General features: G+C 43.2%; 10 protein-coding genes and 1 pseudogene. 5 read left to right on the forward strand and 6 right to left on the reverse strand.

Translation table 11 applies throughout. The annotated features are described in order from the left end of the window. Positions 1 to 97: 97 nt before the first annotated feature. Positions 98 to 1,279: an alpha-hydroxyketone-type quorum-sensing autoinducer synthase gene (gene cqsA / locus L8S15_RS00080; RefSeq protein ID WP_016788746.1), complete on the forward strand. Its 1,182-nt coding sequence runs from the start codon at positions 98 to 100 to the stop codon at positions 1,277 to 1,279. A 121-nt stretch (positions 1,280 to 1,400) separates the two neighbouring features. Here cqsA and L8S15_RS00085 read toward each other — a convergent pair whose 3' ends face one another. The 3 genes from L8S15_RS00085 to L8S15_RS00095 all read right to left on the reverse strand — a co-directional run bounded on the left by L8S15_RS00085 (position 1,401) and on the right by L8S15_RS00095 (position 5,240). Then, positions 1,401 to 3,449, reverse strand: a complete 2,049-nt coding sequence (locus L8S15_RS00085) for a hybrid sensor histidine kinase/response regulator (protein WP_010441255.1) — start codon at positions 3,447 to 3,449, stop codon at positions 1,401 to 1,403. Between the two features lie 354 nt (positions 3,450 to 3,803). Continuing rightward, positions 3,804 to 4,019 carry a hypothetical protein gene (locus L8S15_RS00090; RefSeq protein WP_016798712.1) on the reverse strand — a complete coding sequence of 72 codons (216 nt, stop codon included), beginning with the start codon at positions 4,017 to 4,019 and terminating at the stop codon, positions 3,804 to 3,806. A 318-nt stretch (positions 4,020 to 4,337) separates the two neighbouring features. Then, complete coding sequence (locus L8S15_RS00095; RefSeq protein ID WP_010441258.1) at positions 4,338 to 5,240, reverse strand: Vmh family MBL fold metallo-hydrolase; 903 nt, start codon at positions 5,238 to 5,240, stop codon at positions 4,338 to 4,340. A 209-nt stretch (positions 5,241 to 5,449) separates the two neighbouring features. On the opposite strand from L8S15_RS00095, the gene L8S15_RS00100 reads away from it, so the two are divergent. Then, positions 5,450 to 6,343: a LysR family transcriptional regulator gene (locus tag L8S15_RS00100; RefSeq protein WP_010441259.1), complete on the forward strand. Its 894-nt coding sequence runs from the start codon at positions 5,450 to 5,452 to the stop codon at positions 6,341 to 6,343. Between the two features lie 131 nt (positions 6,344 to 6,474). Next, positions 6,475 to 6,876 carry an ACT domain-containing protein gene (locus L8S15_RS00105; RefSeq protein ID WP_010441262.1) on the forward strand — a complete coding sequence of 134 codons (402 nt, stop codon included), beginning with the start codon at positions 6,475 to 6,477 and terminating at the stop codon, positions 6,874 to 6,876. 104 nt (positions 6,877 to 6,980) lie between these two features. Here L8S15_RS00105 and L8S15_RS00110 read toward each other — a convergent pair whose 3' ends face one another. The 3 genes and pseudogenes from L8S15_RS00110 to L8S15_RS00120 form a co-directional block, all read right to left on the reverse strand. Beyond that, entirely contained in the window at positions 6,981 to 8,867 is a 1,887-nt protein-coding gene (locus tag L8S15_RS00110) for a methyl-accepting chemotaxis protein (protein ID WP_010441264.1), read from the reverse strand. Between the two features lie 76 nt (positions 8,868 to 8,943). Continuing rightward, a pseudogene (locus tag L8S15_RS00115) lies at positions 8,944 to 9,216 on the reverse strand (cytochrome c); the annotation flags it as partial. Positions 9,217 to 9,631: 415 nt separating this feature from the next. Then, positions 9,632 to 10,348: a DUF1826 domain-containing protein gene (locus L8S15_RS00120; protein WP_010441266.1), complete on the reverse strand. Its 717-nt coding sequence runs from the start codon at positions 10,346 to 10,348 to the stop codon at positions 9,632 to 9,634. Between the two features lie 279 nt (positions 10,349 to 10,627). Here L8S15_RS00120 and L8S15_RS00125 point away from each other — a divergent pair, with 279 nt between their 5' ends. Next, positions 10,628 to 11,200 (forward strand): YceI family protein, encoded by a 573-nt coding sequence (locus tag L8S15_RS00125; RefSeq protein ID WP_010441268.1) that lies wholly within the window; start codon positions 10,628 to 10,630, stop codon positions 11,198 to 11,200. A gap of 208 nt (positions 11,201 to 11,408) precedes the next feature. Then, positions 11,409 to 12,653, forward strand: coding sequence for an NADH:flavin oxidoreductase/NADH oxidase family protein (locus L8S15_RS00130; RefSeq protein WP_280571881.1), 1,245 nt, complete (start codon positions 11,409 to 11,411; stop codon positions 12,651 to 12,653). Positions 12,654 to 12,805 lie beyond the last annotated feature (152 nt).

Consider the following 12,805-nt stretch of genomic DNA (forward strand, 5'->3'; position numbering starts at 1 on the left):
GCCAAATTATGCAACTTGACTAATGACAGCTCATTTATTTTCTTCAATATACCTCCCGTCAGCGCTGGCGTTTTTTTGTATTCGAAGAGAACTTATTATGAGTGATAAATCTAAAAACAAACCACTACCTTCCTTTATTGAAGAACGCTTGAACTTCTATATTCAAGATCTCATTACACAAAACGAAAGCCAAAAACATTTGGTATTGGGGAGTCACCCCAGCCATGACGCAGTGGTAATGCAAAGCAACGATTACCTATCTTTGTCGCACAATGAACAAATCCAGAAAGCACATCGGGACGCAATTTCACAACACGATGACAATGTGGTGATGTCTGCCATCTTCTTACAAGATGAACAGTCGAAACCTGCATTTGAAACCGATCTGGCTAACTTTATGGGAATGGAAAGCTGCTTGCTCTCTCAATCAGGTTGGGCGGCTAACATTGGCTTATTGCAAACGATCTGCCCTCCTAATATGCCTGTGTATATCGATTTTTTTGCACACATGTCCCTATGGGAGGGTATTCGTGCCGCTGGTGCAACTGGCCACCCATTTATGCACAACAACATGAATCACCTTCGTAAACAGATTCAGCGTTATGGTTCGGGTGTGATTGTAGTCGACTCGGTTTACAGCACCATAGGTACGGTAGCCCCACTCCGCGACATCTACGAAATGGCGCAAGAGTTTGACTGTGCCTTGGTCGTCGATGAATCCCATTCACTAGGCACTCATGGTTCAAATGGTGCTGGTTTGGTTCAGGCATTAGGGCTGACTAACAAAGTGGATTTCATTACCGTCAGCTTGGCCAAAACCTTTGCCTATCGCGCTGGCGCTATACTCGGCCCTAAGCGATTATCGGAGACATTACCCTTTGTCGCTTACCCTGCTATTTTTAGCTCGACCGTACTACCACAAGAAGTTATCCGCTTAGAAAAGACTTTAGAGGTTATTAAAGCCTCTGATGATAAGCGAGACACCTTGTTCAAACGCGCTAAAGCACTGACTACAGGGCTAAAGCGAATCGGTTTTAACATTCGCAGTGAATCTCAGATTGTGGCATTAGAATGTGGCAGTGAAAGCAACACTGAGCGTGTACGTGACTTCTTAGAAGAGCGTGACGTGTTTGGTGCGGTATTTTGTCGGCCAGCAACAGGCAGAAACAAAAACATCATCCGCTTTTCGATTAACGCAGACATGACGCCGCGGGACATCGACCATGTTCTCACAGCATGCCAAGAGGCTTTTAATCACCCTGACTTAGAGTTCGTATAAACAGCCACGCTAATCAATAAAACGGCAGGACGGAATGGAAGCTATCATGTCCAATACAAAAAGAGCCCAGCATATCGCTGAGCTCTTTCTTGTCGTCTTATCTGTTTTAAACGATTAAAAGCTAAATCCACAGCGCGATTTTGTCAAACAGTCGGTTCTTGTCTGCTGGCTTAACAATGAAATCAGACATACCGGAAGAATCCATCTTCTCTAAGGTGACGGGAGAACTGTCTCCAGTATGTGCAATAATAGGCACCGATGAGTACGCTTTGTTAGCATTTCTAATACGGCGAGAAGCTTCAACACCATCCATAATTGGCATTTCAATATCCATCAGGATCAAATCGATATCGTCGGTATCCAACGCATCTAGTGCCTGCTGGCCATCCTCTTTCTGGATCACATCAAAGCCCTGTTTTTCCAAAAGCATCGCAGTAAAGCGGCGTAAAGATTCATTGTCATCGACCACCATAATGGTGCGTTTGTTCGCGGTATCTAATGGCGCCGCAGACGCAGCTGGTATCACATAGTTCGAATCAAACAACAAGCGGTCCATTGTCGGCTGCGTATTCAAAAGCCAAACTTGCGTTTCAACCCATACAGGTTCAAAAGAGACATTACGAACCCGTTTAATTGGGTGATTCTCAAACAAGTAGACGATTCGAGACTCTGTGAATGAAAGCAACGACTCAATTTTATCAAGACAACTGGCTCTTAAATCTAAACTCTCCATATCGACAAAAATCAAATCGAACTCAAATTGATACTCTTTTTTATTGAGCGTTGATGCTATGTCTAGAATCGTCAGCTCAAACCCCATCGTGCCAGCTAATTCCTTAGCTTTCGTGACCAATATATTTTGCTCACTCACAAACAACACATTTTTTAACTTAGCCAGTTCACTCTTAATATCTTTCACTGTATTTGAAGTCAACGCCGGGAAAATCATCGTAAACTGGGTCCATTCATCGACTTCAGACTGACACTTAATTTCGCCACCAAACGAGCTCATTACCTTTTGGCAGAAGGGTAAGCCCAATCCATAGTTACCCGATTTACCCGTTGTATAAAAATCTTGAAAGATACGGCGAATCTCATCACTTGGAATACCTGAACCGTTATCTGTCACCACGATTTGGTTGACCATCTCATCGCTTTGCATAGTGACATGAATATGAAAATCTTCAGGACTACGATGATGGAACGCGTTCTTGAACAAGTTATACATCACATACTTCAGTAACGTGTCGCTGCCTAAGAAACGAAACTCACCCTTCACATCCAAAGATATTGCTTGTCTGTCTAATGCACGCTTGTAGTTGAAACTCTCTATCGCATCCTCGACGACCGTTTTAGCTGAATGCTTCTTGAAGGTAGAACGAGAGACACGGTTTTCATCGATGGAAGTCAGTAACAGATCAATGGTTTCGTTGCCAGAATGAATGATCTCCATTGCCTCGTCACCCACCTCGCGAAGCTGCCTTACTTCTTGATCGCTCAGCTCATATTGTCCTTTGTGATGACCAGCTTTTGGATTCGGTAATATCGATTGCATTACATCTATAGACGTCAATAAACCACTTAAAGGGTTTCGCATTTCATGCGCAATACCCGCACCAAAAGACTTCGCCAACGACACCTTGGCTTCGTGCTCTACCTGGTTTCGGAAGTAGAATAAGTTACCGAACAAATAGATGAACAAAAAGATAGGCACATGCGTCCAATCCATTGAGAGTTCGAGATAGAAACCTTGAGCGACCCATGCGCCCAATGTGGCGATGGCTATTCCAGCAAAAGTCTGTGCGAACATCACTTTTGTTACATGAACCAGCAAGATATGCAGGAAGATGGCAGACATGAACGACATTACCCAAACATTGGACCAATTGTTCATTAACAACATGAAGAAAAAGAAACACGGCAAGCAGAGTGTAATGGCAACTTGATAATAAGCCGGAAGATATTTTCGCCATTCAAACGGGACTCGATTACGATAAATGATCCCAAAGAACAGTACCGAGCATAACAAACGTACGGTCAGGTTTTCATATGGCTGAGGGAACAAAAACTCCCAAACAACATAATAAGCCGGAAAGCCGATAAGGCCCATCCAACCCACCAAGGTGAGGTTTGGTTCTGCGTACTGGTAAACTTTACGAATCGCATTCATATAAAATACTTTTCTTCCTAAGCCCTAACGTTTGATTATTTTATGATTCAATTTTGTTTTTATATTTGTGCGCGGATTATATTATATATCTCTTCCACTCAGTGTGGTTTCAATCAAATATATATCAGTGTTTTGCTTTTTAAGGGTAGATTTGTGGTCAGTGTAAGTTCTCATAAAAGCAATAAGACCCTCTAGCCGATACAATACCATATTCCCTATCTAATATATCAACCAACTTTATGAGTGAATCCGTATCCTGCCAATCTACTATTGCTGGGCCCACAACAAATAGTAGCAACTGCAACAAGGCAAGGTACGATCTTTGACACATTTTAGTGTCCTTCGAATATCGACTTATAGAGCAGTAATAGGTTTGGCGTAATCCAACATTTCGTCAAAATATAGGTTATAGGCAAGCCTTGCTGGACCCTCCCTAGCTCCTTTTATCCCCAACGGTTCATCACTATTCAAACAAGCTTTATAGTCAAGAGGAGCAGTGCTGTTACGACGCATCTGGAATTGACCATTAGCGCCATAATAGAAGTTGTCTTCACGGTACAACAAGCTCATGTGAGAGAAGTTACTGATGCGTTTTGACGGTACGCGACTATCAAATGGCTAGCCAATTGCTATCGCTGAGTTATACACATGCCTCACCTCAATAAGAGATTGACTATCGGCATACCTTTATTGAACCAACGCAGTGCAAAAAAAAAGCGCTCCTAAATAGGAGCACTTTTTGTTTTTTGATACTTCCTGTATCCGTAGACAAGTCCAATCTGTAGTACCTTCACTGAAAGCCAGATCATCGATATCTCCAGTTTTGTATCAACTTAAATCTAGCACACAATCTTCAAGCTTTTCTGAGATACAACCGAGATAAAGAACTTAGTGCCACTCCATCTCACCACTTAGCACCTTGGCACCCAGTTCTAGGTCGCCTTCTGTTGCCTTAAATTGTGGGTATGCTTTCTTCATGTGATCACTGATATCAATAGACGTTGGATTACTTGTGCTTACCAGTGCCTTTTCAATGTCTGCCACATAATCCACCGTAAATTGAACACCGTTAGTGCCCGTTGGCATTTCACCTAAGTAGTGGCCTGGAATAACAACTTCAGGCTCAAGTGCCTTCATGCGTTCTAAAGATTGTGACCACTGGCTACGAATCTCTTTCGATGCAGTATCAGCCATCCATACATGCACTCCACTGTATACCGACACGCCACCAAACACCGTTTGTTCTGATGGCACCCACAAGTAAGCTTGGTGTGTGTTGATTTCTTTTACTTCGATAGTTTCGCCTTCTAGGCTGAGTGTTGTGTCGTTCAATACCGTCGGAACAATCACTTTAGATGGCGCACTGTCATCCAAGATTGGGCCCCAATATGCCAACTTCGCGTCTTTAGTGCGCTTAATGTGTGCAACTACCGCTTCGCTAGCGACAACATCTACGTGAGGAAATGCCGAAACTAACGGTTCCAAACCAAAGTAAAAATCCGGATCGCCACTGCTGATGTAAATCATTGATAGCTCTTTACCAGTAGCTTTAATTTGTTCAACCAACTTTTCTCCATCTGCGACACTAAACTGAGCATCGAACAGAATCACTTCCTTTTCACCTGAGACTAAGACTGAACTTGCTGGAAATATCGCATTTTCACCGGGATTATAGTGAGTGATCGTTAAATCCGCCGCAGACACTGCACTTGATGCCGCCAGTATGGTTCCTAGACTCATCGTTCTTAACAGCGCGGTTTTTGATAAAAGGATCTTAGATAACTTTGTCATAGTTTTATTCCGTAATTTAAAACTGAATATCGGTCAGCTCATTGAGTATGTGAACATCTTATTTGATTGAATTTAGATTAAATAGACATCATATTGACTTTCACTGTTGCACTTTTCGAACATATCGTAGTTTTCAGAGACATTGATTTCAGAGATACTGGTTTATAAACAAGTAATCAGACCAATTAGATTCTTTAGGCGGAACAACAATGGATAAACTTGAAGCAATGAATGTCTTTGTCACCATAGTCGAACGTGGCAGTTTGAGTGCAGCGGCAGAGCACCTTGATCTTTCTCGGACCAAGGTGACGCGCTATTTGGGAGAACTGGAAAGCTGGATGGACACACGCTTGCTTCATCGAACGACTCGTAGACTGAGTTTAACCAGCGCCGGAAAAGAGACACTAGAAGTCGCCAGAGAGCTACTGGCCCTTGAGGCATCATTAGCGGGAATCAGAAACCAAAATCGAGAAGACTTGAAAGGGCAACTTCGAATCACCGCGAGCTACTCCATTGTCGATAGTTTCTTGATGGATGCAATCAACCGCTTTATTACCAAATGGCCAGAGGTTTCTATCGATGTTATTTCTACCGACCAAACCGTTAATCTCGTTGAGTCACGTATCGATTTGGCCATTCGAATCACTAACGAACTGACACCCAATATTGTCGCTAAACAGCTAGGTGAATGTCGCTCCGTGATATGTGCCTCGCCGCAGTATTTGCAAAAAAAGGGAACACCAGCAAACGCACAAGATTTAGCTCATCACAATTGTCTATCGTTCAGTTACTTTGGTCGAACAGCTTGGACGTTCCATGGTCCTAACGGTTCTGAATCAGTACCAATCAAAGGGAATATCAGTGCCAACACATCTGAAGTATTACTGTCGGCCACACTAAAGGGAAATGGAATCAGCATGTTACCCTTCCCTTCTGTCGAGGCCTTAGTGCGTCAAGGCCAATTAGTACAGCTATTGCCAGAGTGGAAACCAAAAATACTTGGTGTGCATGCTATTTATGGAACACGTAAACAAGTAACGCCATTGTTAAGAGCTTTTATCGATCACTTATCCAGTGAAATGGAACAATCTAAAAGCTGGTAGGCTGCCTACGTTATTAATATAACTGATGACTAATTAGAATTATTAATTTTACTTATAACCAGCTAAATCCTATCGTGGTGACATGATTCAAAGCACATCAAAGTTCATCTATACCCATAAGGAAAGAGATTATGACCGCCATTACCGATTTAGATATTCTGCTGAAATCGATGTCACCAGAGCTCATTGAAGGTAGCTATGTTTTTTGTACTGTTGACGGAGTGTTAGCTGACTATGTTGAGTTAAACCCGATCTCAACTTTTCGCGAAAAAGAAGGCTTAACGTTGGTATTAACTGAAGACGCTGCGACTCAAGCTCAACTCAATTTTGAAGGCGTGTTTAGCCTTATTACTTTATCCGTACACTCTAGCCTTGAAGCAGTTGGCTTAACGGCTGCTTTTGCTACCAAGCTTGGTTCATATGGCATTAGTGCCAACGTTATTGCGGGTTACTATCACGACCATATCTTCGTTCAAAAAGACAAAGCGGATGCGGCAATGAGCGCACTTAGAGAGTTTTCAGAAGCAGAATAAAGCTTGAGCAAACAATTAAGATACAAAAAAAGCGACGTAATATACGTCGCTTTGGCGCGTTGCTAACCACTCGTTCACCGATCAGGCATCAGCGAACAAAGCGATTAAGCAAGCTTAAACGTTGCTACTTTGTCACTTAGGCCAGCAGCTTGGTTCTTAAGTTCGTTAGACTCAGCCAAACTGTCTTGTGCACCCACAACCAAGTGGTCAGTCACATCCTTGATGGTCGTTATGTTTTGAGTAATCTCACCCGTCACGTGTGTTTGTTCTTCCGCTGCGGTTGCAATTTGCGTCGCCATATCGCTTATCAAAGCTACAGCCGTGTTGATCTCTTCCAGGGCATGCGAAGCTCTATCGGCATCTTCTACTGAATGCAATGCGAGCTTAGAACTACTCTCCATTAGTTCAACGGCTTGGCCTGTAGTTTTCTGCAGAATATCAATCGTCGATTTAATCTCTTCAGTCGAAGAATGAGTACGCTGCGAAAGCACCCGCACTTCATCAGCTACGACCGCAAAACCACGCCCTTGTTCACCAGCGCGAGCCGCTTCAATCGCAGCATTCAAAGCAAGTAAGTTGGTTTGTTCGGCAATGCCTTGGATCGTTGCCAATACCGTCGAGATCTCTTGAGCATGTTTGTTCAGTTCACTGATTACATTACCCGCTTCGTTCACCTCATTAGCTAAGTTATTGATCGAACCTTTGGTGTCGACTACCAGAGCGTGACCACTGTTGGTGCTCGTCGCTGAGTCTTGCGCTGCTTTTGCGGTTTGTTCTGCGTGTGAGGCAATCTCTTGCGTTGCACTAGCCATTTCTGTCACAGCTGTCGCGACCATCGTGATTTCTTGTTGTTGGTGATTGAGCTCGTTCACCGAACGGTTCGCACGCTGAGTACTTTGCTCTGATTGGCTGTTGAGTTGTTCTGATTGACCACGAATATGACCAATCAACTGCTGTAAACTACCAACAAACGTATTGAAGTTATTGGCTAACTCGCCGACTTCGTCTTGGTTTTCAACATGAATACGCTGAGTTAAATCACCACTACCATTGGCAATTTGTGCCAAGGCTTTCGAAACATGGTTAAGTGGACGGAATAGAATCGTACACAACAGGTTAAACAACACAGTACATACAATAACAACCAGTAACGTCACCAAAACTTGCCCCATCACTGCATCAAACAGTGGCGCTACCAACGAATTATGGTTCACCACGCTAACCGTAATCAGGTTGGTTCCCTCAATCGCGCTTGCATAAAGCACGTAATCAGTGCCATTCAACTCAATACTTATATCTTTTCTACTCGCTAGCGCTTTTTGTACATCCGAAAAGTCCAATCCTAGCGAGCTAATATCTTTGTTCAGTAACTTAGTGTCTGGGTGAGTGTAGACCGTGCCCTTGTTGGTCGCGATAAACATATACCCTTCACCAGGAAGAATCACTTTTTCAAGGCTGTTAAGAATGTCGGTAATCTCAACATCTGCACCTAACACCACTTGTTGACCATGCAATTGCATTGCGGTTCCTAGTGAAACAACATTAGCGCCCGTCGCAGCGGCCACCGTTGGATTGTCCATGAAGACTTTACTTGGGTTCGCTACCGCGTTTGTGTACCAACCCCATTGACGAGGGTCATCATTACCCGGTGGCAGTACCACTCCGTTCGCGTTCTTTTGTGAGCCATCCGGAAAGGCCAAGAACACATTATCAAAAGATGCGGAATCACGAACTTGTTTAAGGTGAGTTACCAAACTTTCTTGTTTTGATTCTTTCGAAAGAGAAGTCAGCGCGCGCTCTTTAGATAAGATCCAATCCGAAACATATTGATTGTAAGATGCCGACGTGCCTTCTAAACGTTGTGCAACTTCAACATCAAGTCGTTGTAATGAAGCACGAAAAGATAGAGCTTCGACCAAAATCCCCCCCAGGATGATGGCCATGCTAGCTGAGATCGCTAACTTATTCTTAAGCGAGAGTTTCTTGAACATAGGAAACCTATAATGTGGAAGTAAAAAAACGTGGCGAACAAATTGGTTGCCAAAACGGTTGCAAGCTGAATATATTTTACGCTTTAAAATAAATAATGAAACCGACGACAGGTTGTATTATTGATATGTGTGAACGATGACAGCCTTTGCAAGTGGCTTGCGCTGCTTCCAGCCCTGATCCCGCTAACGATACATCACGACTTTGACTGCCTCGGTAGAGTTTCTGAAAACCCTGATCCATTTGCCCAAGTAGTCGATTGAATTTCTCCGGTTGGTTCCAAACACTCTCTTTTGCTTTACTCCCCTCTTGACTGCCCAACGGAAACAACGTCAATAACGCTTGGCTATGCGTTGTTAGCTTTAAACTGGTTTATTCCAGCGTCTGCTAATTTGTATCGTTACCATCCAAAGTGTCATTGGCTTTCTTAACTAAGGTTTCAACCTGTGTAAAAGCGTATTAGCGGTGTTCAATCTAGAGCAGAAGAACGAACCAATAAATGAAGCGCTTAATAAACAGCAAACCACTCGTTGGTTAAGCCATGTAATTGCGAATGATGCAGCAAGGGCATTTAACACAGAACACAAGCAACATGGATTAACCATCGCTCTTTGAATACTGATCTAACCGACAATGGGCGTGCGATCCAAGAAGGTCTATTACCGTTCCCTGCTCAAATCCATCGACAATACCTAAGTGTATTAGAACCCGGGAACAACAAGAGATGAGTCGTTTACTGAAAAATAGTCTCGCGAATGTAGTGGGACTAACCAAAATCCAAAGTCAACAATAGCCGCGTCTCGTCTGGAGCAGTGACTGGTGACCGATGGACAAGGCCAGCGTTTTCGTTTCCACCCCAGCGCTCACCCTTTAACAGAGCAACATCGCCACTTGAGAGTTCCTGAATATCAGACTCGTGACTGTACAGCCCTGAAGCTGAATCAGGTTGTCCGTTGCTTCCACGACCTAGCTTTGAGCGATCTACCGCATAGTTCGGCAGCCATTGAGTTGCAGTGCCGTGATAGGTAGTTACTAGGCGACAAGGCACTTGGTCAAAATGGAAGCGTGGACACATCGCTTGATTCAAAACCGCTAAACGTAGCCCTACTTCTTCAAGCTCGAACAAACAACAAAACATATCCACCAGCTCCACCATATTACCTAACAGAGCCTTTGAAGCCGTTCCATCTGTCGCAAACTCTAGCTTCTCATAAGCATTCTCTGGTGACAGGTTAATAGATTTACTGAAGTTTGGATTCAAAGCGATAAATTCACTGATTTCACCCGTTAGTTCTTGATCAAAGTTACGCTGCCAAATCGCGATATTGATATCACTTTGATAGATGTCGGCTAATACAGTTGGCTGCTCAGAAGCACTAGAACCCGCATTGTGACTCGCTTGATCTTTGATACTTACGGCTGAACTAATGTTGGGTGGCTGATTGCTATTGGTTGCCAAAGGCTTCGTTAAAACGGCATTCATTACGTAATCTCCTTGCGCATTCTTTTCGCCTCACTCTTACTTTTATCATTAATATCTAAATGTAAGAGTGAAATTATAGATATGTTATAACATAACAAATGATGTACGAACAACTAGCAGATCATGGTTCCAATAATATGGCGATGTACTCACTTACCTAGGGTAATTTGTTGCACGCTGGTCTAAGCTTTTATTTATCTTTCTATTCAAAAAGATATTCAAAAAGCAAACTGGTTTATAACGTTAGACTGGTAAATTCAGCAACTTGGTGACCCAACTATGAAAAAACTAATCTCTACGCTCGGTCTCTTTTATGCCGTTATCTCCGCTCAATCTTTCGCGGAAAGCGGCTACACGTTAGATTCAGAATTATCAAATATCACCTTCGCAACCATTAAAAAACAGTTTGTTGTTGAGCCCGCGTCGATCAAAGCGTCATCAGGAGGGCTCACAAAAGATGGCCAGTTTTCTATAATGTTGGACCTAAAGAGCCTAAGCACTGGCATAGCGATTCGTGACCAGCGACTCAATGAACTCTACTTTGAATCCATGACTTTCCCTGAGGTGAAGATAGCCGGGAAAATTGACCCATCAATACTTTCTAGCGATCCGCAAAACACGACCATCTCAGCCGAAGTCACTTTACATGGTATGACAAAGAAAATTGATTTCCCTGTTGTTGTAATTCCGACGGACGGTTTTGTTATGGTCAATTCTGCTTCTACCATCATTGTAAACGGCGCTGATTTTGGAATATCGACAGATAACCTAAACAAGCTTTCAGCGACGGTTGGCGGATTAGCCCTTTCAGACAAGATCCCATTAAGTTTCAATCTTATCTTCGAGAAATAGTTTTTTACCCCCCCCTTAGCTCCCCTTCAGTCAGTCACACTCACTTATTTTTGTGATTGGCATTTGAAGGGGAAACATTCAGTTATTCTCAATGTCTATAAAATTCAAAACTGAACACATATAAACCAAACATGAGTCGAATTACTCGGAACAGTCGACAAAATAAGACATACTAAAACCATCATTTAAAAGAAGTAACCAATAGCGTATGAATTCGATCAACCTCAGTAAACCGTTCACCCTTTCCAACGGCCAAATCATCAAAAATCGACTCTTCAAATCAGCGATGAGTGAACAACTTGGCGACAAACAGCATAACCCTAAGACTGGTTTAACAACCCTTTATCAGCGTTGGGCTGAAGGTGGCATAGGTTTATCCATGACAGGTAACGTGATGGTTGATAGAAATGCACTTGGTGAACCTAGCAACGTCGTCTTGGACGAGCAAAGTGACCTCACCATCTTTCGTGATTGGGCTAGTGCCGGAAAGCAAAACGACTCTCAGATATGGATGCAGCTAAACCATCCTGGTAAACAGATCCCTAAATTCCTTTGTGATCAGCCTGTCGCCCCTTCAGCTATCTCTTTAGAGCGCGGATTAGAGAAAGGCTTTAACACCCCACGAGCACTAACAGACTCAGAAATACATGAAGTAATTAATAAGTTTGCCTTAAGCGCAAAATTGGCAAAACAGGCAGGATTTACTGGCGTGCAAATTCATGGGGCTCATGGTTACCTTGTGAGTCAATTCTTATCCTCAAGACACAATCAGCGCGACGATAAATGGGGTGGTTCATTAGGGAACCGACTCAGATTCGTGCTCGAAGTCTACCGTGCGATCCGTAAAGAAGTAGGTAATGACTTTCCTCTGGGGATTAAGCTCAACAGTGCTGATTTCATGAAAGGTGGCTTCACTGAAGAAGAGTCGATGCAAGTTGTACAAACGCTCAGTAGCGACGGTATCGACTTAATTGAAATATCCGGTGGCACATATGAAAGCCCTTCGATGATGGGATCTAAAAATAAAACCCCACCTTTAAAGGCAAGTACATTGAAGCGCGAGGCCTACTTTATGGATTACATGATGAAGGTGAGAAAGCTTGTAGATACACCTTTGGTGGTCACTGGTGGCTTTCGAACAGCACCAGCAATGAACGACGCGTTACAAACCTTTGCGACTGACTTTATTGGAATTGCACGAACCATGGCGGTTGACCCAGACTTCCCCAATCGATTGATAAAAGATCCAAACCACGGCATGCCGTTAACTGTGCCAACGACAGGCAAGCCAACACTAGATAAAATGGCGATGGTTGGACTGGTTTGGTACGAGCATCAAATGTGGCGTATTGCCGCAGGAAAAAATGCAGATCCTCAGTTAAGTGCGCTTAGTGTAGTCATAAAAACGATTCTCAGTGCTGGCTGGCACGCCTTTAAGAAGCGCAGAGCCTAACGAGTTTCTTACCTTAAATTCAAAGACTTAAACAGTAAATGACGTGCTAAATGTCACATGTCGTTACACAGCATGATACCTTAGGGCTTTACATCTTGGGCGAGGTAAACAACAATCCCTGAGAATAAATCCATAACATAATGTATTTAGAA

This window comes from Vibrio sp. S/42/10 (assembly GCF_029890535.1).
GTDB lineage: Bacteria > Pseudomonadota > Gammaproteobacteria > Enterobacterales > Vibrionaceae > Vibrio > Vibrio cyclitrophicus.